The organism is Micrococcus sp. NPDC078436 (assembly GCF_040702705.1).
In the GTDB taxonomy this organism is placed as follows: Bacteria; Actinomycetota; Actinomycetes; order Actinomycetales; family Micrococcaceae; genus Micrococcus.
In genome coordinates this window covers 12,596-38,122 of record NZ_JBFBLX010000021.1, presented here as the reverse complement: position 1 = coordinate 38,122, position 25,527 = coordinate 12,596, and the positions used below count along the sequence as shown (strand labels likewise).

The window sequence follows — 25,527 nt, the reverse complement described above, 5'->3', positions numbered from 1 at the left end:
TGCGTTCGGACAAGTACGCCCGGAACTATCACGCCGGGCTCAGTCTCGCAGCGACACTGCACTGGCTCGCCACCATCCTTTAGCAACACGCCCTAAGGCACTGTCGGCGGTGAGGACCCCGCAGTGGTTGTCATGGACATGAAACTCTCTGCCGTGCCTGGCTCTCCGGCGCCCCGGCATGTGTGCCTGTGTTCCACGTGGGTTTGCAGGTCTCATGCCCCTCGGAGCCAAGGAGGGAGTCATGGTGAAGGCACTGGCTTCGCAGTCTATCGGCGATCTCGTGGGCCTGCGCAGACTTCTCTAGTGCCCCTGCTCGCCACGGTCGCCGTGCTGGCAGGCGCCGTGATTGTCGGACTGTTGCTCGCCGCGCGCCGAGGAGGCGAAGTTAGAGGGCCGAGGGTCTTCTAGACCTGCCGTAGTTCCGGCGGCCAGTGATGATCTCCGGTTCTGCCAGGTTCGGGTCCGTTCGCCTCACGGGGATGAACTGGGCGGCCACGATGCCCTCAGAGCGCCGCTGGTGGGTCGCCGGTCAGTCGAGGGGTGGATGCTCTGACCCACATACTCCCACACGGTCCGTGAACTCAGGCACGGAGACGCTCGTCCCGGGAGCGGAGCCGAACGTCACCGAGGGGTCATGTATGGCCAGCCTGGCCCAGCGCTGGAACGCAGAGGAGGTGGTGGGCATGGGGCTGTGATTCCCCCTATCCAGGCCAGAGTGGCGGGGCATGCCCGGGACCGCGGTGCGATATATGAGTCGCGGCTCAGGGGTAACGGTGGACCGGAAGATGGTGCGGCCGGTTGGGCGGATGCAATCGACCTGTTTTGCGCAGCCCTGTGGCTCTAGCTCGTTTACGCGTAGAACCTGGCGAAGGTTGGCCGGGCTGGGGAGTCTGTCGGACGGGAACCGTCAGAGTGTCACTCCGTCGTGGTAGCGGATGATGAGGGCGTCTCCATGCGCGTGGAGGAGACGTGGCTTCGCGGGGATCGGACCTGTGTCCATGCTGCCCGTGCCTGTCTCCACGCCGCAGGGGCAATCTTCTGGCCGATGGCCAAAGTTGCGACACCGACGGCGACGCCCAAGGCGCCCCCGTTCTTGAACCCTTGTGCCTTGCCCGTGTGGTAGCCAGCACCCCAGATCTGAGAACCCGTCATGAGCCTCAGGTTACGCACCGTCCCGGCTCGTGGCGAGGAGGCCTGGGCAGGGAGAGTCTCGCCGGCCTGTCCAGCGGGAGCAACCCCTAGGCTCGAGCCATGGCAGACATGACCTGGCGGAAGGCGATCCTCCGCGCCCTCAACGACCTCGGCGGCGAGGCGCACTACGCGGACATCGCTCAGGAGATCATCGACCGCGGATACCGGTCGAAGGACAGCATCGGTGCGACGCCGGCCAACACGGTGGCCGCCAACATCTCCATGCACCTCAAGGACCAGCTGCTCAAGGTCTCACCTGGCCGCTACCGCCTCCTGGATGAGAAGCCGTCGACGACGTCGCTGGCGGGGGATGCCGACCAGCCGGTCGCGCAGCCCCCGTCGGTGGCTCCAGGCGAGGGAGCCGCCGACGACGACATGGGCCTCATCAACGCCTTCGGCATGTTCTGGCGGCGCGAGGAGGTCCACTGGCAGGGCAAGGCCACCCGCCTCCGTGGTGTGCAGCAGGACGGGGCAACTCCCACGGACTTCGCAGGACAGGCCGGGGTGTACATCCTCTACGACGGCAACCGCGTCGTGTACGTTGGCAGGGTGACCGCCACTCGCCTGGGGCACCGTCTTGCGGAGCACACGCGTGACCGCCTCTCCGCGCGGTGGGACCGCTTCTCCTGGTTCGGGGTCCGCCCCGTCGAGGAGAACGGCACCCTCGGAGCGGTGCCGGCAGCCGGGATCAGCGTGGACACCCTCATCGCCACGATGGAGGCGTTGCTGATCGAGGGGATCGAGCCCCCGCAGAATCGCCGCCAGGGTGACGGCTTCAACGCTGTGGAGTTCATCCAGGCGGCGGATCCCGACATCGAAGAGCGGCGGCGAAGCGAACTTATCGGCCACCTGCTCTCGCGTGGGGGCCGATGAGAGGCTGGCGGTCGGCGTCTTGGTGGAGGGGCGATGGGGACTCGTCAGCCCGACACTGACACCGTGACTTACAGTTGTCACTGTGAATTGGTCATCTGACGATCTGACGGCCACCCTCGAAGCCCTCCGCGCGCGTCGTGGCGACACCACCTCGGTGGAGGTTAAGCGGGCCACGGGCGGCGTCTCCTCGATGCCGGAGACGCTGTGCGCCTTCGCCAACATGCCCGCCGGCGGAACCGTCGTCTGCGGCGTCGACGAGGCGCACGGCGAGTTCCGCGTGGTGGGCGTGCCCGACGTCGCCGTGCTGGAGGCGGGGCTCGTGGCCCAGGCGCGCGAGGCCGTCACGCCCAGTCCGACTCTCCTGCCCCAGGTCTTCCGCCTGGACGGGAAGGACGTGCTCGTCGCCCACGTGGTACCCCTGCGCCTCACGGACCGGCCCGCCACGGTGCGAGGGCAGGCCTATCTCCGCCAGTCCGACGGCGACTACGTGATGCACGCGCACGAGCTGCGCATGCTGGAGGTCGCCAAGCTCCACGCCGACGAGCGCGTGGACTACGACGTCAAGCCCGTCACCGGGATGAGCGAGGAGGACCTGGTCCCCGAGCTCGTGACCGACTACGTGGCGGCCGTGCGCGAGCGGGACCGCCGCCTCCGTGACCGCACGCACCAGGAGATCCTCCGCCAGACCAACGTCCTCACCGCCGCCGGGGAGCCCACCCTGGCCGGCCTCTACGCCCTCGGCGACTACCCGCAGGGCCGCTATCCGGGGCTCACCGTCACCGCCGCCGTCCAGGTGCGCGGGGGAGAGGGGCAGGCGCGCAGCCGCAACCTCACGGACTTCACCGGCCCCGTCCCCGTGCTGCTCGACGAGGTGATGGCCTGGGTGCGCCAGAACCTCGGGACCGAGCACGTGTACCGCCCCGACGGTCAGCTCGAGCGCCGCCCCGAGCTCCCGCTCGCCGCCGTCCGTGAACTCCTCGGCAATGCCCTCGTGCACCGCGACCTCGGCCCCGACACCCTCGGCGCGGGCAAGGCCATCCAGGTGCGGCTCACGGACCGGGCCCTGTTCATCCAGAGCCCGGGCGGCCTCCGCGGAGTGTCACTCACCCAGCTCGAAAGTGACGAACACGCCCAGGCCGCCGTCAATCAGCGGCTGTACCAGATCGCCAAGAAGCTCACGACGCCGGACGGCGCCTCCGTCATCGAGGGCGAGGGCGGCGGCATCCACGAGGTGTTCCGGTCCGCTCGGCAGTGGGGGCTGGACCGGCCTCAGCTCATCGACACGGGCGTCCAGTTCAAGGCTCTGCTCTGGCGGCCGCGGCCCGAGGGAGCTCGGCCGAGTCGGCGGGAGCCTGCCGTGGAGGTCGCGACGACGTCCCCCGCGGAGGTGACGCCCGGGGCGAAGGCCGGGACACCGTCGTCGGCCGTGCCGCCCAGCTCCGCGCCCACCCGCCACGAGGGGCGCGTCCTCGGTGCCCTGGCCGCGGGGGAGGCGGTGGGCATCCGCGACCTGGAGGAGGCCACCATGCTGACCGCGCGGCAGATCCGCTACGCGCTCCGCCAGCCGCTGCTCGACGGGCTGGTGGAGATGACCGGCGGTCAGGGCCACAAGGACACCCGGTACCGACTGGTGGCGGCCAGAGAGGCGGGAGACTGACACTGCCGCTCTTGAGAGCCCCCCTTGGTGGTCGACTGTGAGTCTGAAGTGTCAATCTGTCGATGTGGATCCGTCCCATGAGCAGAATGAGGTCCTATGCCGCACTCTGATCCGGTTCCCGAGCCGTTCGTCCTGACTCTTGGGTCGGTGCTCGACGCCGCTGGCCTGGACCTGCACGAGGTTCTTGCCATCCGTCACACATACAAGGCGGATGGGCTTCCCTCGCGGGCCGCGGCCACGCCCGAGCGCGTGCTCGCCTACACGCGCGAGCAGCTCCATAGCGGGAAGTTCCCAAAGGAGCCTGCCCGCTTCTGGCTGGTCTTCATGGCCGAGGGCGCGCTTCGCTCTCGCCTCACCGCCGTGTACGAGAACCGTGGGGAATCCGTGGCCGAGCGCACGCAGCGGCACCGGTACTACGATGTCGTGCCGGTGCCGGTGCTGGCCGCCCTTGAGGAGCGCCTTGTGGTGGGGTGGTCCGGAGGCGTCAGAAACTGGGTAATGCGGGGTTCGTCCGCGGCACGGTTCCCCGTCTTGGAGATCGCCGATCCCACCACGGAGGCGTTCCCCGGGTTCGACCACGTGCTGCTCAGCTACGGGGACCTGCAGTCAATGGTGACCGAGACCCGCTATGCCGGCTGGCGCACCGCCCTGCAGGCTGTACGCGGGATCTACCTGATCGCCGATGAGACCGAGGGCCAGCGCTATGTGGGCAAGGCTGACGGCGAGCGTGGTGTGCTCGGGCGGTGGGAGGCCTACGCCCGTGACGGGCATGGCGGGAACGTCGCCCTCCGGGATGCCCTGGAGCTCGACCCCGCCCAGCCGGAGCGGTACACGTTCAGCCTGTTGCGCGTGTTCGGCTCCAATACCCCGCAGGCCCAGATCGACGCCGCGGAGAAGCACTACAAGGACGCGCTGATGACGCGTCGGTTCGGGCTGAACCGGAACTGAACGGACGTCGTTGTCCGGGGGGAGAGAGCGAAGGGCAGACGGGGGGATGGAATGCCCGCGCTGAGACTCGGAGAGGAGGACAAGTGCGCCATCCAGGCACTGCGGGCAGCGCTGAGTTCCTCGAATGCGACTGCCCACGAGCACACGGGGCATCTGCAAGCCCCCCGCATTGATGTCGTCGCGCGGCCCAGGTCTGATGGGTGTGAACGGCCCACCCGGAACCGGCAAGACGACCATGCTCCGGGACATCCTGGCGTCCAACGTCGTCGAACGAGCACGCCGATTGTCGGCGTGTGAGAACCCACTCGACGCCTTCACCGAACGCACCCATGAGTGGACCGGCGAGGGCAGGACGCGACGACGGGTGCGCAAACTCTGGCCCGAGGTGGTCGGCTTCGAAATGGTGGTGGCCCCGGCGAACAACGCGGCCGTGGAGAACATCTCCGAGGAGATTCCACATCGGAGCGCCATCAAGGACGGCCGAGACGTGGATGCGGACTACTTCGCCTGCCTGGCCACCGCCGCCTTGGGCGGGAGCCGCGCGGAAGAGGGCACCCTGGGTGAGGACAGGTCGACGTCGGAGCAGCCGGGCACCTCGCGCCTGGAGGGCAGGGGACTGATCGCCGCGCGATCCGTGAGGTCGAACAGCACCTCGCCCGACCGCGCAAGGATCAGGAGGACTGTCACGCCAAACTGCTCGGGGTCCTTCTGGAGGGCCCGGACCGGCCCGGACCGGCCCGGGCGCACGGGACGCACGGGGCCGGCCGGACCGGCCTATGGATCGGACGGCTCAGCCCTGGGCCGACTCGACGTCCTCGTCGACCCAGTCGCGGGAGCGTTCCACGGCCTTCTTCCACAGCCGCAGGGCGCGCTCAGCCTCCTCCTCGTCCATGGTGGGCTCCCAGCGCTTGTCCTCTTCCCAGTTGGCCACGAGCTCGTCCTGGGACGCCCAGAACCCCACCGCCAGGCCTGCGGCGTAGGCGGCGCCGAGAGCGGTGGTCTCGACGACCTTGGGGCGCACGACGGGCACGCGCAGCAGGTCCGCCTGGAACTGCATGAGCAGCTCGTTGGCGACCATGCCACCGTCGACCTTCAGTTCGGTGAGGTCCACGCCGGAGTCCGCGTTCATGGCGTCCAGGACCTCGCGGCTCTGGAAGGCGGTGGCCTCGAGTGCCGCGCGGGCGATGTGCCCCTTGTTGACGTAACGCGTCATGCCCACCATGGCGCCGCGGGCCGCGGCGTCCCAGTGCGGGGCGAAGAGGCCGGAGAACGCGGGGACGAAGTACACGCCGCCGTTGTCCTCCACGCCGGCGGCCAGGGTCTCGACCTCCGGGGCGCTGCCGATCATCCCGAGGTTGTCCCGCAGCCACTGGATCAGCGAGCCGGTGACGGCGATCGAGCCCTCCAGCGCGTACACCGGCTTCTGGTCGCCGATGCGGTACGCCACCGTGGTGAGCAGGCCGTTGTCCGACTGCACCGGCTCCTCGCCGGTGTTGATCAGCATGAAGTTGCCGGTGCCGTACGTGTTCTTGGCCTGGCCGACCTCGAAGCAAGCCTGGCCGAAGGTCGCCGCGTGCTGGTCGCCCAGGATGCCGGTGATCGGCGTCTCGCGCAGCAGCTGCTGGCCGGATACGGTGCCCACCTCGGCGGAGGAGCTGACGATCTCCGGAAGCATGGACATCGGGATGCCCATGTCCGCGCAGATCTCCTCGTTCCAGTCGAGGGTGTCCAGGTTCATCAGCATGGTGCGGGAGGCGTTGGTGACGTCGGTGACGTGCCGGCCGCCCTCGCCGCCGCCGGTGAGATTCCACACGAGCCACGAGTCCGTGGTGCCGAAGATGAGGTCGCCGTTCTCGGCGGCCTCCCGGGCACCGTCCACGTTCTCCAGAATCCAGGCCACCTTGGGGCCGGAGAAGTACGTGGCCAGGGGCAGCCCGACGCGCTCCTTGTAGCGGTCCGCACCGACGTCGCCGGCCAGGCGCTCGCAGAGGCGGTCGGTGCGGGTGTCCTGCCACACGATGGCGTTGTACACCGGCTTGCCGGTGCTGCGGTCCCACACCACGGTGGTCTCACGCTGGTTCGTGATGCCCACGGCGGCGACGTCGTGTCGGGTCACCTCGGCGCGGGCCAGGGCCTCGCCGATGACCTCGCGGGTGTTCGTCCAGATCTCCACTGGGTCGTGCTCCACCCAGCCGGCGCGCGGGAAGATCTGCTCGTGTTCGCGCTGACCAGTGGACACGATGGCCCCACTGTGGTCGAAGAGGATCGCGCGCGTGGACGTGGTGCCCTGGTCGATGGCCATCACATAGCGGGGGGTGGTCATGTCCTACTCCTTCGTAGGTGGTCACGGGGGTGTGGGGGTGGCGGGCGCGTTCCCGCAGGGGAACGTGCCCGCCGGGGTTGGACGGGCAGACCGCTCAGATGAACGGGCTGCTCAGACGAACAGCGGCGCGGCGAGGCCCGCCAGGACGGCGCCGACGAGCGGGCCGACGATCGGCACCCAGGCGTAGCCCCAGTCCGAGCCGCCCTTGTGCCGGATCGGCGCGACGGCGTGGAACAGGCGGGGGCCCAGGTCGCGCGCCGGGTTGATGGCGTACCCCGTGGGGCCGCCCAGGCTCGCGCCGATCGCGACGACGAGCAGGGCCACCGCGAGCGGGCCGAGCCCGGAGGGGGTGGAGCCGAAGAGCAGGATCACGAACACCAGGACGAACGTGGCGATCAGCTCGGTGACCATGTTCCACAGCGGGTTGCGGATCTCGGGGCCTGTGGCGAAGGTGCCCAGGATCGCGCCCTGGTCCGTCTCCGCCTGGTAGTGGTCGCGGTAGGCCAGCCAGGCCAGGGCCGCGCCGAGGAAGGCGCCGATCAGCTGCGCCGCGAAGTACGCGAGCGTGGTGCCGAGGGTCACGGCGATGCCGGGGGCGTACTCCTCGGCGCCGCTGACGAGCAGGCCGACGGTCACGGCGGGGTTCAGGTGCGCACCGGTCGCGGCAGCGACGTAGACGCCCGCGAAGACGCCCAGCCCCCAGCCGAAGTTGATGAGCAGCCAGCCTCCGCCGTTGCCCTTGGTCTTCGTGAGGACGACGTTGGCGACGACGCCGACGCCGAGCAGGAGGAGGATCGCCGTGCCGGCGATCTCATACAGGAAGATCGTGCCCATGGACGGGCTCCTTTCAGTGGATGGGGGCGGCGTCGGCGGCTGCGAGCGCGCCGGCGGCGGTGACGTCGTCGTGGGCGGTCTCGCCGCGGAGGCGTGCGGCGACGAGGTCCTTGTACGCGCGGATCTCACCGGCGATGCGCTCAGCGTCCCAGCCCAGCTCGGGGGCCACGAGGGACGCGATCTCCTCGGCCGCCGCGACGCCACGGTCGCGGACCTCGGTGGACAGGCGCGTGCGGCGCTCGATGACGTCGTCCAGGTGGACGACGCCCTCGGCCCGGGCGGCGTGGACGATCTCGGCGCGCAGGTAGCGCGGCGCCTCGGCGAGAGGGACGCTCAGGGACCGGTCGGCGTCGATCAGGTCGAGCACGTGGCGCAGCACGGTGCCGTAGCGGAACAGGAGCCGGTCCACGCGGGCCTCGTCCAGGCCGTAGTCGGCGGCGATGCGGTCCGCCTCCGCCTCGATCTCCGAGTAGCCGAGGCCGCCGAGCACGGGGATGTGCTCGGTGAGGCTGGGACGGGTCGGGTGGGTCTCGCGCACCACGAAGTCCACGACGTCCTCGGCCATGGCCCGGTACGTGGTCCACTTGCCGCCGGCCACGGCGGTGAGGCCGGGGGCCACCTCGGTGACGGTGTGCTCACGGGAGATCTTGGTGGAGCCGCCGTCGGATCCGGTGACCGGCTGCAGGAGCGGGCGCAGGCCGGCGTACGTGGCGACCACGTCGTCACGCGTGAGGTCCTCCTTCAGCACCGCGTTGGCGTGCTCGAGGATGTAGTCGATGTCGTCCGCGGTGGTGGCCGGATGGGCCACGTCCTCCGCCCACGGGGTGTCAGTGGTGCCGATCACCCAGTACTCGTCCCACGGGATGAGGAACAGCACGGACTTCTCCGTCTTGGTGATCACGCCGGTGGCGGCGTCGGCGCGGATGCGGTCGCGCGGGACGGTGATGTGGGCGCCCTTGGAGGCGAGCACCTCGAGGCCGCCGTCGGCCTCGGCCAGCTCCTGCTGCTCCTGGGTCCACACGCCCCCGGCCAGGATGACGGCGCGCGCGTGCACGTCGAACTCCTCGCCGGAGGTCTCCTCACGGACACGCACGCCCTGCACACGGCCGTCGTCGCCGCGCAGGTAGTCGGTGACGGCGGTGTAGTTGGCGGCCACGGCGCCGTGGTCCACGGCGGAGCGCACGAGCATCATGGCCAGGCGGGCGTCGTCGAACTGGGCGTCGGCGTACTCCACCGCGCCGACGATCTTCTCGTCGTCGAGGGAGGGGAAGGTCGCGGCCATGGAGCGGCGGCTGAGATGGCGGTGCGCGCCCATCGCGCGGCGGCGGCCGAGCGACTGCATGGCGTCGTACATGGTGACGCCGGCGCCGATGAAGCCGCGGTCGATCACCTTGTGGAAGAACGGGAAGACGAAGCGCAGGGGGCGCACCAGGTGGGGCGCGGTCTGGGTGAGCAGCAGGTCGCGCTCACGCAGCGCCTCGTACACCAGCTTGACGTCCAGCATCTCGAGGTAGCGCAGGCCACCGTGCATGAGGCGGGAGGAGCGGGACGAGGTCCCGGAGGCCCAGTCGCGAGCCTCGACGATGCCCACGTCGAGGCCGCGGGTGGCCGCGTCGAACGCGGCGCCCACGCCGGTGGAGCCCCCGCCCACGATCAGGATGTCGAGGGGGGCCTCCGGGCTGGTGGCACGGAGGCGGGCGAGGTGGTCCTCCCGCGTGGCGGCGGAGAGGGGGACGGTTCGCAGGGTCGGCATGGAGGGGTTGCTCCTTTATCGGTGGAGACACAGCGTAGTGGCGTGGCTCACGATACCCGGTGCCACGTCACGAGATCCTGTATCAGCACGAGCCGAGGTCCATGACGTCACTCCCGGGCCGCGGGTATCCACGCGGCGGCCACGCGCCGGGTGGGCGTGGTCAGGCCTTCCACCACATGCCGGTGAGGTCCTCGGTGCCGTAGGCGGTGACGGGCCCGGTCTCGCGGAACCCGAGCCGCTCGTACAGGGGCACATTGGCGCGCGTGGAGGCGACCCGTCTCGCACGGTCCCCGGGCTGTGGCACCTCACCCTGACCCGCTGGAACGAGGGTGGAGCGCCCCGGGTGACGCGTGCCCCGGGCGGTGTCACTGCTGGCTCTGAAGCATCTCCACGACGTACCCGATGAACAGGGCGAGGGGGAAGCTGACGACAGCCAGCGCGCCGGACAGCAGCGCCAGCAGAACGCGTTTCGCCGCAGCGAAGCAGAGCGCGGACAGTGCGTAGCAGCCGATGATCAGGGCGAAGAAGGCCATCGTCTCCCGAGGCGTCTCCGAGCCCGTGATCAGCAGGAGAACCAGGATGCCGGTGGAGATGGCGAAGGCGGCCAGTCCCGCGATGGTGAAGGCTCCCGTTCGCGTCATGGCGTCGAACCTATGTACGCGGTGAGGGTGAGTTGTCCGGGCCTTCACTCGCCTGGCCTCAAGTCCAATCCCCAGCATCACCGGTGAAGACGCCCCACGCGCCCACGGGTGAGGCCCCGCCCCTACACTCCGACCATGGAGATCACCGTCGGCGCCGTCGGCCGCGCCTCGCTCTCGGACTGGGAGCTGGCATGCTGCGGTGACCCGATCGCCGTGGGGGAAGTCCACGAGCTGATCCTGCTGCCCTCCCGGGGAGTGAGTCAGGCTGGGCCCCTGGCCTCTGCAGGCTGGATCGTCACCCATCACGACGACGGCAGCCCCGCCTGGTCGATCCCTTTGCGTCGTGTGCGGGCCGTGGTGAGGGCGGCACACGAGGTGTGGCCCTCGGGGCGGCTCGCCGAGATCGACCGCGTCCCCGGCCACGCTGACCTGACGGTCCTTGAGCCGGAGGAGGCCACCGGCCTCGGTATGGGGGAGGTCGTCTACGTCAGCGCCTACGAGCCGGTGCTCCCCGAGACTCCCCGCCCTGACGAGTGGCTTCTCGACCTGGAGATCCTCGAGGACCTCGGTCCGCACACCTGGTGAGCCTCGCGAGTCCACCCCCTCACGGTGTCGAGCTACATGGGGTGAGCGTAGAAGTCCGTTCGGCGGCACGGATTGCGCCCGACACGCCGACCTCGGTGCGCATGGATGCGAACGTTCACATCACCGCATCCCCCACGCCTCTCCACGATGCGCAGGTGGGGGATTTCTCTTTCGCCACGGGGCCCTAGGCTGTTCTTCCGGAGCTGACGTTGCCTTCGTCGTCATAGATGGCCCCTCACCCCCCCGGTCGCTCGCGAGCATCGCGTAGACGAGGGTGCCCGTCCACTCGCCCTTGCTCCACAGGTCCTGCCGGTGGTGTGCCGCTCGACGCATCCCGAGCGTCTCGGCCAGTCGGGCGGACGCCGTGTTGCGGGCATCCATCTGTGCCACCACCCGGTGCAGGCCAGACGTCTCGAACCCCAGGTCCAGCAGCGCAGCCGCGGCCTCCCGGGCGAAGCTTTGACCGGCATGCCGCGGATCCAGTGCCCAGCCGATCTCCGCGACACCGCGCTCGCGGTCCGTCAGCCACAGGATCACGTCACCCACGGGGACGCCCGCGTGCTCCACCACCAGGGACACCGCCCCGGACGGGCCGCCGAGGTCGTCCCACGTGATCCGCTTGGCCAGCTTCGCCCGCGCGGTCGCCTCGTCCCAGGGCTCGTCCAGCAGGTGGCGCACCACCTCGGGCTGCGTGCACATCTCCTGCAACCAGCTGAAGTCGTCCTCCCGGTGCGGCCGCAGCGTCAGCCGCGCGGTGGGCAACGGCCAGTCAGGGGCGCGGCCGCCCGCAGCCGCGCCCTCCTTGCGCCCCGCCGGAGGCGGGGCGTCGACGTCGGCGGGGACCGGCGTCGTCGTGCCGGACGCCCAGTCCTGGCGCAACGTTGCGTAGGCCACGGACGCGAGCGGCTCGCCGCCGTCCACGGGCCAGCCGCGCCGGTAGTGCGCCTCCTTGACCCAGCCGGACCGGCGGAAGGTGCGCAGCATGGGGACGTTGTCCTCGCGGGTCCGGCCCTCGAAGCGGTCCACCGCGGGCATCGTCTCGAAGACGTGCCGGGTGAGCGCGGTGAGGATCTGCGCGCCGAGCCCGCGCCCGCGGAACCGCTCCGCCACGCGCAGGTCGAACAAGGGGGTGGGGTCCGTGAGGTCCTCCAGGCGCACCACGCCGACGCGGCCGTGCTCGGGATGCTCGATCCAGAAGGTGCGGTGGTCCTCATCCTCCCAGGCGCCGCCATCGACGGCCTTCTCCGCCTCCGGCCGGCTGACGCGCGGGCGCGTGTGGAACGGCCACGCGTTCTCGGTGAGCAGGGCGACGAGCGCGTCCCGGTCGGCGCCTGCCGGGTCGAGCGGAGCGAAGGTGACGTCCATGGGGCCGAGAGTAGGGGAGGGACGTCACCGCCGCCCGCTGCCGTGACCCCATGGCCACGCCCCTCCTCGACCTCGCGGCGCGCCGCGCGAGGAAGCCCGGGACGCGCAGGCCGAGATCGGCTGGACCATAGCAACGGCCCACGCCGGCCGGGGCCACGCCACCGAGCTGGCCTGTGCCCTGCTGGACCTCGCCTTCGCGGGCCTCGGCGTCCGACCCGTGGAGGCTCACGCCTTCGCGGACAACGCGCCCATCCCGCGCGTGATGGAGAAGGTCGGCCTGCGCCACGAGGGCACCTTTAAGGAGGCGTCACTGCACCGCACCCGCGGCTGGGTGGACGGCGTCACTGACGCGATGCTCGCCTCGGAGCATCGGGCCCGGGGCTGACGGCTTTCCATCTCACGACGCCCAGAAGTACGCAACGCTCTAGACATAACGTTGCGTAAGGTTGTGGCATGAGCAACGATCTGCGCCCGACCCCGTGGGTCGTCGGGTGGGAGCAGCGCCCCTGGACCGCGGACCCCGACGACGCCGGCGTCCTCACCCGCCGCGCTCGCGTGCGCGCGTCGGGCCCGTATCGAGCCGCGCTCCCAGCCCGTATCGCCCGACTCGGGTTCGACCTGCCCTCCGATCTGGCCACCGAGGTCGAGGAGGCGACGGCCGCCGTCGTGCGCTTCGATGCTGAGATCAGCCACGCCCTCCCGGGGCTCACTGGAGAGATCGCCCCGATCGACGCGGTGCTCCTGCGCACTGAGTCCGCGTCCTCCTCGCAGATCGAGCACATCACCGCGGGCGCGCGAGCCCTCGCCCTGGCGACTCTCGGCGAACGCACCCGCCCGAACGCAGCGCTCGTGGCGGCGAACGTGAGGGCCATGGGCGCTGCTTCCCGGCTGGCCGCCGACCTCGACGAGCCCGCCCTGCTGGCCGCCCATCGTGCCCTCATGGACGGTCAGGAGCATGCCCGGCCGGGCGCCTACCGCGATGCGCAGGGGTGGATCGGGGGAGGGGCACCCACGCCGCACACGGCGCAGTTCGTCCCGCCCCACCCGGAGCGCCTGCGTTCCGGGATGGACGATCTCTTCGCCTATCTGCGACGCACGGACGTGCCCGCCCTCGTGCAGGCCGCCATCGCACACGCCCAGTTCGAGACCATCCACCCGTTCGCGGACGGCAACGGCCGCACCGGGCGCGTCCTCGTGCACGCCGTCCTGCACCGGGCCGGCGCGATCACCCGCATGGGGGTGCCCCTCTCCGCGGGACTCCTCACGGACACGGCCGGATACTTCGACGCCCTCACCGCCTACCGCGACGGCGACCCCGCGCCCATCGTGCGCCGCTTCGCGCAGGCCGCCCTGGCCGCCGTGGACAACGGCCGAGAGCTCGTCGCGGACCTGGACGAGGCCCTGACCGGCTGGCGCGAGCGGCTCACCGCCCGGCGGGACGCGGCGGTCTGGCGGGCGCTCGCGGTGATCATCGCGCAACCCGCCGTGACCGTGGACCATCTGGCCCAGGCGCTGGGTGTCTCGCGCCCGGCCGCCCAGCGGGCCGTGGACCAGCTTGTCGAGGCCGGCGCTCTGCAGTCCGTCTCCGGTCAGCGGCGGAACCGGGTGTGGCTGGCCACCGAGGTGCTCGCCTGCCTGGACGAGTTCGCCGCGCGTGTGGGCCGGCGGGGCTGACGGGGGCGGTCTACAGGGTTGACCAGCCTCAGTGCCGTATGTAGTGCCCCGGCTATGGTCAGGCGAACACACGAGGTGAGGCCCGCGGGATGACTCGCGGTCCGTCAGCCACAGGATCACGTCCCCACGGGCATGCCCACGTTCCCCACCACCAGAGACACCGATCCGGCAGGGCCAGCCAAGGTCGTCCTCCCGGTGTGGGCGCAGCGTCAGGCGCGCGGTGCGCAACGGCCAGTCAGGGGCGGGGCCGCCCGCAACCGCGCCATCCCCGCGCTCCACCCGGGACGTCGACGTCGGCGGGGACCGGCGTCGACGTGCCGGAGGCCCAGTCCTGCCGAAGGACCGCGTACGCCACGGACGCGAGCGGCTCGAGGAAACGGACGCCGGCTGGGTGCCACGCTTCGACGTCGACGTGCTGGAGACCGCCCTGTGGCCCGTCCACGCGCGGCCCCGGTGGGAGGAATGGGGGCAGATCGGCGCGCCAACCCTGCTGATCAGCGGGGAGAACGGGTACGTGCCCGCCGGAGAGCTGGACGAGATGCGGCGGCGGCGCCCGGATGTGCGGCACGTGCAGGTGCCCGGTGCGGGGCACGACGTGCACCTGGAGGCGCCGGAGCGGGTGGCTGAGCTCGTGCGGGGGTTCGCGGCCTGATTGCTCTGGGGCAGGATCACCTCATGGACCACAAGCAGATCCTCCACGACGGGCTGCGCCGCCAGCGCGCGGCCCTCCTGCAGAAGCTCGAGGGCCTCAGCGAGCGCGACGCCCGCCTGCCGCGCACTCCCACCGGCACCAACCTGCTGGGACTGGTCAAGCACGCCGCCGTCATCGAGCTGGAGTACTTCGGCGAGACGTTCGGCCGCCCCGCCGAGGTGCAGCTGCCCTGGGCGGCGGCGGGGCAGCCGGAGGAGGACAACGTGGACATGTTCGCCGCCGAGGGTGAGTCCCTCGAGGACGTCCTCGAGTTCGCCCGCCGCTGCTTCGCCCACACGGACGAGACCATCACGGCCCTCGGCGCCGACGCCCCCGGGCGGGTGGCGTGGTGGCCCGACGACAAGGCGGAGGTCACGCTCGCGCAGATCATCGCGCATGTCGCCCTGGACGAGGCCCGGCACGCCGGCCACGCGGACATCCTGCGGGAGCAGATCGACGGGCAGGCCGGCCTGCGCGCCCCGGGGAACAACCTGCCCCCGTGGGACGCCGACCGCTGGGCCGCCCACGTGGACCGTCTGACCGCCATCGCGCAGGGGAGCGGCGGGCCGGGCCGGAACTGAAGGCACATGCCTCCCGTGCCCGACCTGCCTGCCTGCCTGCCTCGAGTGCGAGCCGCTGACCCGCGCCGTCGTCACCGGTTACGCCGCGAAGGTGACGGCCGAGGACCGCGCCGTGCAGCGGGACGCCTTCATCGCCGCGATGGTGTGGGGGTACGGACGGGTCGGTTACGGCCCGTCCCGGGTGGAGCGCATCATGGCGCAGCCCGGGTTCGAGGAGCAGCTCGCCGACGTCACCCGCATCACCCTCGAGCAGGGCGGGCCCGCGGCCCTCGAGCACATTCGGCAGCAGCGCAAGAGCGGGGCCGGCTGCCTCAAGCACCTCGGCGGGGCCTTCGGCACCAAGTACCTCTCCTTCCTCACCAAGGCCCACCGGGAGTCCGACATCGCCCCCGTCCTCGACTCCGTGGTGCGCGCCTGGTTCGCCGAGCATGTGAAGGACGTCGACGTCCGGATCGGCGGCGGCTGGACCTACCCCGACAGGTACCGGACGTACGTCACGACCATGCAGGCGTGGGATGAGGAACTCAAGATCCCGGCCGACGACGTCGAGCGGCTCATCTTCCTGGAGCAGCAGGACGCCACTCAGGAGCCCTGGCGGGAGAGCTGGAGTTCCACCGCCGCGGACGCAGAGGCTGGCGAGCTCCTCGAGGCCCTCCGCCTCGCGCTGGCCGACCTGGGCGCCGGGGACGACGCCGAACCCCACCTGCAGGCTCTGGAGGATGTCATCGCCGAGGCAGAGGACCGGGCTCCCGACGAGGCGTGAAGCCCCGCCCTCCTGCGCGCGGTTGGCGTTGAGATGAACGTGTTCGCTGAGCAGCTGATCGGCGACGAGTCCGGCGTGCACCGCGGCCTGTACCTGCGCGTCGTGGACCACGTCCCGTGGCTGCGCGACTTCGCATGCGACGACCTCCACGTCTTCGGCCCCGAGGACTGGTGGATTCTGGCGCGGTGAGGGGTCAGCGATCCATCGCCAGGGCGCCTACCGTGTCCAGGACCCTCCGTGGGCTCGAGGCGCAGCCGGGGTAGATGTCCCGGACGAAGAGAGGACATTGGCATGACCACCAAGGCGGGGCTCATCGCGGCCGCTTCCCATGCTCTGCAGAACGACCCTCAGCTGTTCGCACGCGTCGAGGACGGCGGCGTGGTCATCGGTGGGCGTGACGGCGAGGTCGTGCCGGATTCGACCGGGCTGTACGCGGTTGTCTCGCAGGATCCTGACGCAGTGCGAGCCGAGCTGCGATTAGACACGTCTGTCAGTCGAAGCGATGTGCTTTACATCGGCAAGGCCGAGGGCAGCCTGCGGGCCCGCCTGGAACGCAAGCATTTCGCGGATGCCGGCACCGCGCACTCCACTCTGCGCCGCACCCTGGCCGCACTCCTGGTGGATCGGCTGGACCTGGAGCCGGTCGCCGTCGCCTCCGCGGGTCGATTCACCCTCACCCCGGAGAGCGGCGAGCAGCTGACCACCTGGATGCGGCGCCACCCCGCCGTCCGCGTGTGGCAGGCACCCGCCAGGTTCGCAGACGTGACACCGCTCGGGGGCATTGAGAAGCCTGTGATCGACACGCACACCCCGCCGTTGAACCTCACCTACGGCGGCACCAGCCCCGAAGCACAGGTGCTCCGCCAGCGCATCCGGAAGGCCCGCACGGCCATGGCGGAGCAGGCGAAGCGCGGTGTGGACGTGGTGGAGGCCGATTCGTCGGCGCGCGCGACCGTCGGCGACTTGTTCCGCCGCCGCCCCCGCCAGTACGGGCTGCGGGGAAGCGTCGGTCTCTGGGAGGAGCTCGCTGAACGGCTCGACGACACCCCCATGCCCGCCAGTGAGTATGAACTCGGCCGGCTCCTGCACGATGCGCTCGAACGCTCCCTCGAGGGGGCTGAGCCTTACGACGAGGACAAGGTCAACGTGGAGCGGTTCAACCGCGGAGGCATGAGTCAGGGCCTTGTCCACCTGCCCTGGTGGGAGGACCAGGCCATCCCCCTCCTCCTCGACCGCTGGGGAGCCTGGGCAGACACCCACGGCCTCCTCGGCTCGGAGGACTACATCGGGAGCTGGTAACCCGGCAGTGTGTGGTGCCTGCCGCCGTCGTCGATGGCCTCCTTCGCCACCGGCCGGGTGAGGTGGGGGCGCACAGGGAAGGCCCACGCGTTGCCGGTGGGCAGCGCAATGAGCTCCGCGCGGTCCGCGCCGGCGGGGTCGAGACGGGTGATGGCGACAGTCATGGGGTGAGGGTGGGCGCCGGCATCATGGGCCCCTCCCCACCCGGGCGCCTTCCGGGTCCGACACAATGCATACATCCATGCATGCATCTGGTTATTCTGGCCCGCATGACTCCACTCTCCGACCCCTTATGGGGCAGTCGTGCCACGGCTGCCGGCCGCCTGGCCCACGACGTCGCCTGGCGCATCGTCCGCGGTGAGATCGCCGCGGGGGAGATGCTCACCGAGGTCCAGCTCTCCACGGAGGCCGGCATCTCCCGGACGCCGGCCCGGGAGGCCCTCCTTCAGCTCGAGCGCTGGGGCCTGGTGCGGCTCCTCCCCAAGAAGGGCGCGGCCGTGCAGGCCCTCACGCCGCAGAGCGTGGCCGACCTCACGGCCCTGCGCGGCCTCCTCGAGTCCACCGCCCTCGCCACGGTCGCCGCGCGGCCCGACGCCGTCGGGCCCCTCGTCGCCACGCTCACCGCCAACCTGGAGCAGCAGCGCGCCGCCCTGGACGCCGGCGACCTCGCTGCGTTCTCTGCGCTGGACGTGCGCTTCCACCGGGACGTGATCGCCACGTGCGGCAACGCCGCCTTCGACGAGGTCGTGCGCACCTTCGCCCCTCGCCTGGCCCGCCTCATCCACGCCGCCACCGGCGGATCCGTCGACGCCGCCAGCCGCCTCCTCGATGGTCACGCCGAGATCTGCGCGCAGCTGGCCTCCGGGCGCGCCGAAGACGCCCAGCGCGCCCTGCAGGCGCACCTCGACGCCGCGGGGACCGGCGTCGTCCCCGGCCTGCCCCCCGTGGGTCCGTCCGAGGCAGGTGAACCCCGATGATCGAGGGCCTGCTGATCCTGCTGCTCTGCCAGTTGGCGGGCACGCTCGTGGCCGACACGCTGCACCTGCCGATCCCCGGGGCGGTGCTGGGCATGCTCCTGCTGCTCGGCCTGCTCGCGTGGCGCCGCCCGGCCGAGGACGCGCCGGTGATGACGGCGAGCCATCACCTGCTCCAGCACCTGCCGCTGCTGTTCGTCCCGGCGGGCGTCGGCGTTGTCGCGGTGCTGGGCCTCATCGGGGAACACCGGGCGCTGATGCTGGTCGGCTTCGTGGTGCCCTGGCTGCTGGGGCTGGTGGTCACCGCCGGCGTCGCCGCCCCGCTCGCCCGCCGCCTCACGGACAAGGAGGACGCACAGTGAACGCCGCCGAACTCACCGACTCCCTCGCGGAGGCCTGGGACGCGCTCCTGCACACACCGCTGTTCAGCATCGCGCTGACCCTCGCCGTCGCCGTGCTCGCCCGCCGCCTGTGGCTCGCCGCCCGGCAGACCGCCCTGCTCACGCCCGTGCTCGTGACGATCGTGCTGGTGGCCGCGTTCCTGGCCCTGACCGGCATCGACTACGAGACTTACATGATCGGCGGCAGCTACCTCACCTTCCTGCTGGGCCCCGCCACCGTGGCCCTCGCCGTCCCCCTGTACCGGGCCGGGCCTGACATCCGGAAGCTGCTGCTGCCGATCGCCGTCGGGGTCACCGTCGGCTCGCTGACCGCCATGGTGAGCGCCGTGCTGATCGTGCGGCTGATGGGCGGGGACGCTGCGCTGGCCGCCACGTTCGCCCCCAAGTCCGCGACCACGCCGATCGCCATGGCGGTGGCCGACGCCGGCGGCGGGATCGTCTCCCTCGCCGCCGTGCTCCCCGTGCTCACCGGCGTGCTCGGCGCCGTGCTCGCCCCCTGGGTGCTCGACCGGCTGCGCGTGCGCGACCCCCGCGTGCGCGGCCTGGCCATCGGCGTGAGCTCCCACGGCATCGGGACCGCCCGCGCCCTCGCCGAGGGGCCGAAGACCGGCGCGTTCTCCGCCCTCGCCATGGCCTGCTCCGGCGTGCTCACCGCCCTGCTGGCCCCGCTGGTGCTGGCGATGACGGGGTGAGGGGCCGGGCGGCTGCCCAGCGGCCGGGCAGCCGCCTCGACCCGCTCCGGCTGCGGCGTCGCCCTTACCGTGTCCGCCCCGCCTGCCACCCTGGTCCTCTTCCTTCCCCGCGGGCCGCCCGCCGGCCCTCGCGGGCGCGGTGACGCGGCCCGGTCCTGCGAACGAGAGGACCCCACCCATGATGGGCCCGTCCCACGCGGTCACCGGCGCCGCGGCCTGGCTGGCGCTCACGCACTGGCAGTCGCCGGTCGCCGTGCTGCACCTGCCCGCCGAACTCCAGCTGCTCGGCGCCGTGACCACCGCCGGCGCGGCCATGATCAGCGACTGGGACCACCCCCGCGCCACCGTCGTCCACGCCCTGCCGCCCCTGACCGAGTGGATGAGTCGCGGCATCCGCCACGTGGCCGGCGGGCATCGACGCGGCACACACTCGCTGGTGGGGATTGCGGCGTTCACCGCCATCGCCACGGCGGCCGCCTCCATCCAGGTGCCGATCGCGGGGCACGTCTACACGCCGGGGCAGGGGGTCATCGCCGCGTTCCTGGCGGCCGTGGCCGCCAAGGCCCTCCGACTGCTCCCGAACCGGGGATGGAGGGCCGCGTGGGCACTCGGCATCCTGGTCGCGGTGTCGGCGACCGTCCTCAGCGACGGGCTGTGGTGGATCCCCGCCTCCGTGGCCGTCGGCGTGAGCGTGCACATCCTCGGCGACGCCCTCACCGACAACGGGGTGGCCCTGCTCTGGCCGCTCAGTCCGGAGCCTCCCGCGCGCCTGCGGTGGTGGCAGTCCTCCGGACGGTTCCGGCTCCCCCTGCTCGGCCGGACCGGGTCCTGGCGGGAGTGGGTGCTCGTCTCGGTGGTCACGGCGTTCACCGTGGTGCGGGCCGTGCGGCTCCTCCCGCTCGCTGTTCGGGGGGTGGCGGCACTGTTCTGAGCGGCGGCACCCGGCGACTCCGCCCCCTCACGTCTCCGGGAACCACCCTGCCCGCACGGTCGCCTCGGTCCCGCGCGGCAGCCTCGGACGGCCGCCGGCGGCCAGGTCTCGGCAGGCGTCCGTGAGCGCTTCGAACGGCCATCCCGGGACCCGTCCCTGTCCCTCGGCCGTGCCGTCCGAGCGCCCGTGCACGTGCCAGTCCCGGCGCCGCTGCCCGTGACGGCCCCGCAGGCTCACCCCCGTCCCGACCGCGCGCGCGACCGCCTGGTCCACGGCCTCGAGCAGCTCGTCCGACCCGGGGTCGCAGGCGTCGCATCCGCAGTCCGGGAGCAGCGCGTGCACCTGCCCCGGGGCGCCGACCGCCACCCGGATCACCGGCAGGACGCCGCCGTCCTCGGCCTGGGGTACGTCCGTCTCCAGCAGCCACCAGGGGGAGGCGCCGTCTACGCCGGCCGGCGGCGCCACACGCAGCGCCCGGTCCACGGGGACCGTCAGGTCGGCGCGCCCGGCCTCGTCGAGCGGGATGCCAGGCACCGGGTCCGGCGCGACGGCGGCGCCCGCCTCCGCGAGCACCTCGGACCACACGCGGGCCCGGGCGGCCGCGATCCGATATCGCTGCGGGTCGGTCACCCGGGAGTACTCCTCCTCCCAGGGCGGGGCGCTGTCCGGGTGCGGGGCAGGCCAGGCGGGCAGGTCGAGGGCGGCGTACCGCCGGGCCACCTCCGTGCGCAGGCGCTGCAGGGTCGTCATGGGAGGCTCACCGTGTGTCCGGCCTGGGCGGTCATCCCGGGCTCACTCCGCCGGCGTCAGTTCCCGTTTGAGGATCTTGCCGGTGGCAGTCTTGGGCAGTCCGTCCCGCACGTTCACGGTGCGCGGGTACTTGTAGGGGGCCACCTGGGACTTCACGTGCTCGATCAGCTCCGCCTCCGTGGCGTGCGCGCCGGGGGCGAGCACCACGTGCGCGGCGACCTCCTGGCCGAGCTCCGGGTGGGGCACCCCCACCACGGCGGCCTCCGCGACGGCCGGGTGCTCGTAGAGCACCTCCTCGATCTCGCGCGGGTACACGTTGAGCCCGCCGCGCAGGATCATGTCCTTCGTGCGGTCCACGATGTAGTAGTTGCCCGCGGCATCGCGCCGGGCGAGGTCGCCGGAGCGGAACCAGCCGTCCTCGGTGATGGCCTGGGCGGTGGCCTCCGGCTTGCCCCAGTAGCCCTTCATCACGTTCTCCCCGCGGATCCACACCTCGCCCAGGGTCTCCTCGTCGCCCTCGGGCACGACGGCCCCGTCCGGCGTCACCAGCTGCAGTTCGCACCCTCGGACGGCGCGTCCGATCGAGCCCGGCTGATGCTCCTCACCCGGATGGTTGAAGCACGCCACCGGGGAGGTCTCGGACAGGCCGTAGCCCTCGAGGATCTCGCAGTCGAAGGTGGCCTCGAAGCGGCGCAGCAGCTCCACGGGCAGGGCCGACCCGCCGGAGACGCCCAGGCGCAGGCTGGCCAGGTCCTCCGGACGGTCCTTGGCCGCGGCCAGCACGGCCCCGTACATGGTGGGCACGCCGATGAACACGTCCACCGCGCACTCCCGGACGGTCTGCGCGGCCACGGCGGGATCGAAGCGGGGGATCAACGCCAGGCTGGCGCCCATCGTCACGGGCGCCATGAGCGCGCACGTGAGGCCGAAGACGTGGAACAGCGGCAGGCAGCCGAGCACGGTCTCTCCGTGCTGGAGCTGGATCAGCGTCTCCGCCGCGGTGTCCGCGTTGGTGCCCATGTTCCGGTGGGTCAGCTGGGCCCCCTTGGGGCGGCCGGTGGTGCCGGAGGTGTAGAGGATGACGGCGTCGTCCTCGAGGTCCCGCTCGACGGTCTCGGTCACCGGGCCGGGGCTCTCCGCGAGGTGCGGGGCGAGGCCGTCCTCGCCGAAGGTGCGCAGCGGCACACCGCGCTCGCGGGCGCCCTCCACGGCTTCCTCGGACGGCACGGCCCACAGCATCGACGCGTCCGAGTCCTCCAGGTAGTACTCGATCTCGCGGCGCTTGAACAGCGGGTTCATCGGGACGACGACGGCGCCCAGCTGCAGGGCCGCGAAGAACACCACCGGGAACGCGGGGATGTTCGGCACCATGAGCGCCACGCGGTCGCCGGGTCCGATGCCCTCCTGGCGCAGGAGCCCGGCCAGGAGCCGGACCTGGTCCTGCAGCTCCGCGTAGGTCAGGCGCTCCTCGCCGAGGACCAGCGCGGGGGAGTCGGGGTGCTCGGCGGCGGTGCGCTCGAGCCGGGCGGGCAGGGTGAGGGTCACGATGGGCCTCCGAGGGGAGTCGGATGTGATGGGAGCCACAGCGTAACGCCCGGCGTCGCTCGTTCGCTGTGAGCCGAGCGGGGTGTGTCGGTCGACCTCACGCCATCTTGTCGCCGGGCCAGACATGGGGTGTGATGGGTGCCACTTCCACCCCGCCTCCTGAGGAGCCCGCATGCCCATCTCCGCCTCCCGCCTCTCCCGTCGATCGTTCCTGGCCCTCAGCGGTGCCGGGGCGGTCGGCGCGGCCACCACCGCCTTTGCCATGCCGGCGTGGGCTGTCGACGCGACGCGGCCGGGGGCCGTCCGGCCGCCTCGCCTGACGGGTCAGGATCGTCAGATCATCAACCGAATCAGGCCCGCCCGAGCCGTGGACGATCTGACGTACCTCACCGAGGTGATCGGCCAGCGCTACACCGGCACGCCCGGTGAGGACCGCGCTGCGGACTACATCGCCGCGCAGCTGGATCAGGCCGGATACACCGTGGAGGTGGAACGCTTCGCGGTGCCGGACCGGCGGATCGGAACCCTGTCCGGGGCCGGCCTCGACGCGCGGTTCGGATGGGGCGTCGGGTCCGCCGCCGAGGCGGTCCAGGACGTCACGGTCAGCGGATCGCTGCGCCTCGCCCCGTCCTCGTCCCCGGCCGATCTCCCTGCGGACCTGACGGGCGTGGTGATCATGCGGGTGGTCACGCAGACCGAGGACGTGACCCCGCTGGCGGTCGCCGCCGCCGAGCGGGGAGCCGTCGCCGTCATCGCCACCCGCCGCGACGCCACGGCCCCGTCCCAGGCGCCCGCCTTCGTCCCCCGGCTGACCGTCCCGCGCGTGGACATCCCCGTCGTCGGTGTCAGCCAGGTCCAGAAGGAGCAGCTGCTGGGGCTGCTCCGTGCGGGTGAAGCCCGGCTGACCGTGACCACCATGGAGTACCGCGACACCCGCAGCTCCAACGTGATCGGCACTCGGCCCGGCCGCAAGGGGGCCGCCGGCAGGACGCGGGACCGCGTGATGGTCGGAGCCCACTACGACAGCGTCATCGGCTCACGCGGGGCCAACGACAACGGCTCCGGCACCGCGCTGTGCCTCGAGCTGGCGCGGGTCATGGCGACATCGCCGACGGTGGCCGATCTCTCCTTCGGCTTCTGGGGCTCGGAGGAGGTCGGCCTCGTCGGCTCGCGGCATCATGCGCGGAACCTGGCCGACGCGGAGCGTGCCCGGCTGCGCGGGGTCTTCAACAACGACATGATCGCCACCAGCTGGGAGCCGGCCGAGAAGTACTGGCTCCTGGAGCTCAACGGGCGTTCCAACCCGGTGAACCAGGCTGTGCTGGCGGCCGGCGACCGACTGGGGTACCGGACGAAGATGGGCGAGATCTTCCCGATGGGCCGATCCGACCACGCCTCCTTCTCCGAGGTCGGCGTGGACAGCGGCAACTTCGGCTGGCTCCACCGGGACGGATTCTTCCTCGAGCCCGAATACCATTCCTCGGACGACACGGTGGCCCGCAACATCTCCCTCGAGCGTCTGACGGTTTCCATGGAGATCCAGGGCTGCGCGGCCTACGCGCTGGCCACCTCCTGACCGAGTCGCCTCACGTGGCGGCCTGGGTGGCCCCGCGGGGGCGGCCGCAGGCCCCGCCCCCGTGTGGGGTGGGGCCTGCGTCGCGGGACGGCTGGAGCACCTTCCTCAAGCACCGCGGGTCGGGTTTCAGGACGAAGTGCCTGTATTTACGCACCCAGGCTCGGCGGCATCGTCATGGAGCGGGGCCTCGAGGGGTCTGCCGAACCGCTGGCACGCGGCCATCCACCGGCCCCGCCTGCGTCGCCGATCCGTCGTCCCCACCGTCCAGGGAAGGAAGACTGGTCCCAGCACACCGCCGCCCGGACCGCCGGGCCAGACGAGAGGACAGACCATGACCGCCCAGACCTCCACCACCCCTGCCATCCCCGAGACGATGAAGGCCGTCGTCATGCGCGCCCCGGGCGACGTCGTCGTTGAGGAGGTGGACACCCCGCGCGTGCAGAAGCCCGGTGACGTGGTCCTGAAGCTGGCCGCCGCGTGCGTGTGCGGCTCGGACCTGTGGCCCTACCGCGGCCACAATGAGGTGGACCACCGGCGCATGGGCCACGAGTACGTCGGCACGATCGTGGAGAAGGGCGAGGACGTCGCCACCCTCCAGCTCGGCGACTTCGTGATCGGCTCCTTCATGCTCTCGGACAACACGTGCGAGATCTGCCAGGCCGGCTACCAGTCCCGCTGCGTCAACGCCGGCGAGTACACGGGCAGCCAGGCGCAGTACATGCGTGTCGAGCTCGCCGACGGCTCCCTCGTGAAGGTGCCCGGGGGCGAGCCCTCGGACCCGGACCGCCTGGCCGACTACCTCGCTGCCTCGGATGTGCTCGGCACCGGCTGGTACGCCGCCGTGGCTGCGCAGGCCGGCCCCGGCACGACCATCGCGGTGGTGGGCGACGGCGCCGTCGGCCTGAGCGCGGTGCTGGCCGCCAAGACTTTGGGCGCGGAGCAGGTCATCGTGTTCTCCCGCCACGAGGACCGCGCCGCCCTGGCGCGGGAGTTCGGGGCCGACGTCGTCATCGCCGAGCGCGGCGAGGAGGGCGCCGCGAAGGTCAAGGAGCTCACGAACGGCTACGGCGCACACGGCGTGTGCGAGGCCGTGGGCACGCAGGAGTCGATGGACCAGGCGCTCGCCTCCGTGCGGCCCGGCGGGTACGTCGGGTTCGTGGGCGTCTCCCACGACCAGACGATCGACGGCTCTGCCCTCTTCGGCCGCGAGATCCACCTCGAGGGTGGGCCGGCCCCCGTGCGCCGCTTCCTGCCGGAGCTGATCGAGCGTATCCAGTCCGGCGAGATCCAGCCCGGCAAGGTCTTCACGAAGCGCCTGCCGATCGACGAGGCCGCCGAGGCCTACAAGGCCATGGACGAGCGCCGCGAGATCAAGGTGCTGCTGGAGGTCTGAGGTGTCGGCGGGCCGACTCGTCTCGCCGCCCGTGCCCCGCGCCCGCAATCGTGCCGGGCGTCTCGAGCCGAGGCGTTCCACGCCAAG

General features: G+C 71.6%; 25 protein-coding genes and 1 pseudogene. 17 read left to right on the top strand and 9 right to left on the bottom strand.

The features are described from left to right. Positions 1-1,251: 1,251 nt before the first annotated feature. From AB0302_RS10855 to AB0302_RS10845, 3 genes are all read left to right on the top strand, one after another. Entirely contained in the window at positions 1,252-2,064 is an 813-nt protein-coding gene (locus AB0302_RS10855; RefSeq protein WP_366372034.1) for an HTH domain-containing protein, read from the top strand. Positions 2,065-2,146: 82 nt separating this feature from the next. Then, positions 2,147-3,721: an ATP-binding protein gene (locus tag AB0302_RS10850; protein WP_366372032.1), complete on the top strand. Its 1,575-nt coding sequence runs from the start codon at positions 2,147-2,149 to the stop codon at positions 3,719-3,721. Between the two features lie 96 nt (positions 3,722-3,817). Further along, positions 3,818-4,669 (top strand): GIY-YIG nuclease family protein, encoded by an 852-nt coding sequence (locus AB0302_RS10845; RefSeq protein ID WP_366372030.1) that lies wholly within the window; start codon positions 3,818-3,820, stop codon positions 4,667-4,669. A gap of 790 nt (positions 4,670-5,459) precedes the next feature. Here AB0302_RS10845 and glpK read toward each other — a convergent pair. The 5 genes from glpK to AB0302_RS10820 all read right to left on the bottom strand — a co-directional run bounded on the left by glpK (position 5,460) and on the right by AB0302_RS10820 (position 10,220). After that, positions 5,460-6,992, bottom strand: a complete 1,533-nt coding sequence (gene glpK / locus AB0302_RS10840) for a glycerol kinase GlpK (protein ID WP_366372028.1) — start codon at positions 6,990-6,992, stop codon at positions 5,460-5,462. A 111-nt stretch (positions 6,993-7,103) separates the two neighbouring features. Continuing rightward, complete coding sequence (locus AB0302_RS10835; protein WP_366372026.1) at positions 7,104-7,826, bottom strand: MIP/aquaporin family protein; 723 nt, start codon at positions 7,824-7,826, stop codon at positions 7,104-7,106. 13 nt (positions 7,827-7,839) lie between these two features. Next, entirely contained in the window at positions 7,840-9,579 is a 1,740-nt protein-coding gene (locus AB0302_RS10830; RefSeq protein ID WP_366372024.1) for a glycerol-3-phosphate dehydrogenase/oxidase, read from the bottom strand. Positions 9,580-9,739: 160 nt separating this feature from the next. Further along, a complete protein-coding gene (locus AB0302_RS10825) occupies positions 9,740-9,883 on the bottom strand; it encodes a hypothetical protein (protein ID WP_248116808.1) in 144 nt (47 codons plus the stop codon). A gap of 61 nt (positions 9,884-9,944) precedes the next feature. Continuing rightward, entirely contained in the window at positions 9,945-10,220 is a 276-nt protein-coding gene (locus AB0302_RS10820) for a hypothetical protein (protein WP_095353548.1), read from the bottom strand. Between the two features lie 135 nt (positions 10,221-10,355). Between AB0302_RS10820 and AB0302_RS10815 the strand changes: the two genes are divergently transcribed. After that, positions 10,356-10,805, top strand: a complete 450-nt coding sequence (locus AB0302_RS10815) for a hypothetical protein (RefSeq protein WP_366372022.1) — start codon at positions 10,356-10,358, stop codon at positions 10,803-10,805. A gap of 120 nt (positions 10,806-10,925) precedes the next feature. Here the strand turns inward: AB0302_RS10815 and AB0302_RS10810 are convergent, their stop codons facing one another. Further along, positions 10,926-12,170, bottom strand: coding sequence for a GNAT family N-acetyltransferase (locus tag AB0302_RS10810; protein ID WP_366372020.1), 1,245 nt, complete (start codon positions 12,168-12,170; stop codon positions 10,926-10,928). A gap of 109 nt (positions 12,171-12,279) precedes the next feature. Between AB0302_RS10810 and AB0302_RS10805 the strand changes: the two are divergent. The 7 genes and pseudogenes from AB0302_RS10805 to AB0302_RS10775 all read left to right on the top strand — a co-directional run. Continuing rightward, positions 12,280-12,555 (top strand): annotated as a pseudogene (locus tag AB0302_RS10805) (GNAT family protein); the annotation flags it as partial. A gap of 68 nt (positions 12,556-12,623) precedes the next feature. Next, positions 12,624-13,844, top strand: coding sequence for a Fic family protein (locus AB0302_RS10800; RefSeq protein WP_366372018.1), 1,221 nt, complete (start codon positions 12,624-12,626; stop codon positions 13,842-13,844). A 220-nt stretch (positions 13,845-14,064) separates the two neighbouring features. Next, complete coding sequence (locus tag AB0302_RS10795; RefSeq protein ID WP_366372016.1) at positions 14,065-14,496, top strand: alpha/beta hydrolase; 432 nt, start codon at positions 14,065-14,067, stop codon at positions 14,494-14,496. A gap of 23 nt (positions 14,497-14,519) precedes the next feature. Then, positions 14,520-15,116 (top strand): DinB family protein, encoded by a 597-nt coding sequence (locus AB0302_RS10790; protein ID WP_366372014.1) that lies wholly within the window; start codon positions 14,520-14,522, stop codon positions 15,114-15,116. A gap of 28 nt (positions 15,117-15,144) precedes the next feature. Further along, positions 15,145-15,879 (top strand): hypothetical protein, encoded by a 735-nt coding sequence (locus AB0302_RS10785; RefSeq protein WP_366372036.1) that lies wholly within the window; start codon positions 15,145-15,147, stop codon positions 15,877-15,879. A 33-nt stretch (positions 15,880-15,912) separates the two neighbouring features. Next, positions 15,913-16,068 carry a hypothetical protein gene (locus AB0302_RS10780; protein WP_366372012.1) on the top strand — a complete coding sequence of 52 codons (156 nt, stop codon included), beginning with the start codon at positions 15,913-15,915 and terminating at the stop codon, positions 16,066-16,068. Positions 16,069-16,170: 102 nt separating this feature from the next. After that, positions 16,171-17,178, top strand: a complete 1,008-nt coding sequence (locus AB0302_RS10775) for a GIY-YIG nuclease family protein (RefSeq protein WP_366372010.1) — start codon at positions 16,171-16,173, stop codon at positions 17,176-17,178. Here the strand turns inward: AB0302_RS10775 and AB0302_RS10770 are convergent. Further along, positions 17,160-17,342, bottom strand: coding sequence for a hypothetical protein (locus tag AB0302_RS10770; RefSeq protein ID WP_366372008.1), 183 nt, complete (start codon positions 17,340-17,342; stop codon positions 17,160-17,162). The genes AB0302_RS10775 and AB0302_RS10770 overlap by 19 nt on opposite strands. 105 nt (positions 17,343-17,447) lie before the next feature. Between AB0302_RS10770 and AB0302_RS10765 the strand changes: the two genes are divergently transcribed. The 4 genes from AB0302_RS10765 to AB0302_RS10750 all read left to right on the top strand — a co-directional run bounded on the left by AB0302_RS10765 (position 17,448) and on the right by AB0302_RS10750 (position 20,176). Continuing rightward, on the top strand, positions 17,448-18,155 hold the full coding sequence (locus tag AB0302_RS10765; protein ID WP_366372006.1) for a GntR family transcriptional regulator: 708 nt from the start codon (positions 17,448-17,450) through the stop codon (positions 18,153-18,155). Further along, positions 18,152-18,514 (top strand): CidA/LrgA family protein, encoded by a 363-nt coding sequence (locus AB0302_RS10760; protein ID WP_002855541.1) that lies wholly within the window; start codon positions 18,152-18,154, stop codon positions 18,512-18,514. Before AB0302_RS10765 ends, AB0302_RS10760 begins: the two co-directional genes overlap by 4 nt. Beyond that, positions 18,511-19,245 (top strand): LrgB family protein, encoded by a 735-nt coding sequence (locus AB0302_RS10755; protein WP_366372004.1) that lies wholly within the window; start codon positions 18,511-18,513, stop codon positions 19,243-19,245. Before AB0302_RS10760 ends, AB0302_RS10755 begins: the two co-directional genes overlap by 4 nt. Before the next feature lie 178 nt (positions 19,246-19,423). Then, positions 19,424-20,176: a metal-dependent hydrolase gene (locus AB0302_RS10750; protein WP_366372002.1), complete on the top strand. Its 753-nt coding sequence runs from the start codon at positions 19,424-19,426 to the stop codon at positions 20,174-20,176. A 27-nt stretch (positions 20,177-20,203) separates the two neighbouring features. Here the strand turns inward: AB0302_RS10750 and AB0302_RS10745 are convergent, their stop codons facing one another. Together AB0302_RS10745 and AB0302_RS10740 are read right to left on the bottom strand one after the other, a co-directional pair. Continuing rightward, on the bottom strand, positions 20,204-20,926 hold the full coding sequence (locus tag AB0302_RS10745; protein WP_366372000.1) for a DUF6226 family protein: 723 nt from the start codon (positions 20,924-20,926) through the stop codon (positions 20,204-20,206). A gap of 42 nt (positions 20,927-20,968) precedes the next feature. Then, complete coding sequence (locus AB0302_RS10740; protein ID WP_366371998.1) at positions 20,969-22,471, bottom strand: long-chain fatty acid--CoA ligase; 1,503 nt, start codon at positions 22,469-22,471, stop codon at positions 20,969-20,971. Positions 22,472-22,838: 367 nt separating this feature from the next. Between AB0302_RS10740 and AB0302_RS10735 the strand changes: the two genes are divergently transcribed. Together AB0302_RS10735 and AB0302_RS10730 are read left to right on the top strand one after the other, a co-directional pair. Next, the gene (locus AB0302_RS10735; RefSeq protein WP_248115851.1) at positions 22,839-24,047 is read left to right on the top strand and encodes a M28 family peptidase; all 1,209 of its coding nucleotides are present in this window, start codon (positions 22,839-22,841) and stop codon (positions 24,045-24,047) included. Between the two features lie 331 nt (positions 24,048-24,378). After that, complete coding sequence (locus AB0302_RS10730; RefSeq protein WP_366371996.1) at positions 24,379-25,440, top strand: zinc-binding dehydrogenase; 1,062 nt, start codon at positions 24,379-24,381, stop codon at positions 25,438-25,440. The last annotated feature ends 87 nt before the right edge of the window (positions 25,441-25,527 follow it).

Bases quoted from the DNA above. Each gene is read 5' to 3' on its own strand.
- AB0302_RS10855 (WP_366372034.1), top strand. From the start codon at position 1,252: ATGGCAGACATGACCTGGCGGAAGGCGATCCTCCGCGCCCTCAACGAC.
- AB0302_RS10845 (WP_366372030.1), top strand. From the start codon at position 3,818: ATGCCGCACTCTGATCCGGTTCCCGAGCCGTTCGTCCTGACTCTTGGG.
- glpK (WP_366372028.1), bottom strand. From the start codon at position 6,992: ATGACCACCCCCCGCTATGTGATGGCCATCGACCAGGGCACCACGTCC.
- AB0302_RS10835 (WP_366372026.1), bottom strand. From the start codon at position 7,826: ATGGGCACGATCTTCCTGTATGAGATCGCCGGCACGGCGATCCTCCTC.
- AB0302_RS10830 (WP_366372024.1), bottom strand. From the start codon at position 9,579: ATGCCGACCCTGCGAACCGTCCCCCTCTCCGCCGCCACGCGGGAGGAC.
- AB0302_RS10820 (WP_095353548.1), bottom strand. From the start codon at position 10,220: ATGACGCGAACGGGAGCCTTCACCATCGCGGGACTGGCCGCCTTCGCC.
- AB0302_RS10815 (WP_366372022.1), top strand. From the start codon at position 10,356: ATGGAGATCACCGTCGGCGCCGTCGGCCGCGCCTCGCTCTCGGACTGG.
- AB0302_RS10810 (WP_366372020.1), bottom strand. From the start codon at position 12,170: ATGGACGTCACCTTCGCTCCGCTCGACCCGGCAGGCGCCGACCGGGAC.
- AB0302_RS10800 (WP_366372018.1), top strand. From the start codon at position 12,624: ATGAGCAACGATCTGCGCCCGACCCCGTGGGTCGTCGGGTGGGAGCAG.
- AB0302_RS10790 (WP_366372014.1), top strand. From the start codon at position 14,520: ATGGACCACAAGCAGATCCTCCACGACGGGCTGCGCCGCCAGCGCGCG.
- AB0302_RS10780 (WP_366372012.1), top strand. From the start codon at position 15,913: ATGAACGTGTTCGCTGAGCAGCTGATCGGCGACGAGTCCGGCGTGCAC.
- AB0302_RS10775 (WP_366372010.1), top strand. From the start codon at position 16,171: ATGACCACCAAGGCGGGGCTCATCGCGGCCGCTTCCCATGCTCTGCAG.
- AB0302_RS10770 (WP_366372008.1), bottom strand. From the start codon at position 17,342: ATGACTGTCGCCATCACCCGTCTCGACCCCGCCGGCGCGGACCGCGCG.
- AB0302_RS10765 (WP_366372006.1), top strand. From the start codon at position 17,448: ATGACTCCACTCTCCGACCCCTTATGGGGCAGTCGTGCCACGGCTGCC.
- AB0302_RS10760 (WP_002855541.1), top strand. From the start codon at position 18,152: ATGATCGAGGGCCTGCTGATCCTGCTGCTCTGCCAGTTGGCGGGCACG.
- AB0302_RS10750 (WP_366372002.1), top strand. From the start codon at position 19,424: ATGATGGGCCCGTCCCACGCGGTCACCGGCGCCGCGGCCTGGCTGGCG.
- AB0302_RS10745 (WP_366372000.1), bottom strand. From the start codon at position 20,926: ATGACGACCCTGCAGCGCCTGCGCACGGAGGTGGCCCGGCGGTACGCC.
- AB0302_RS10730 (WP_366371996.1), top strand. From the start codon at position 24,379: ATGACCGCCCAGACCTCCACCACCCCTGCCATCCCCGAGACGATGAAG.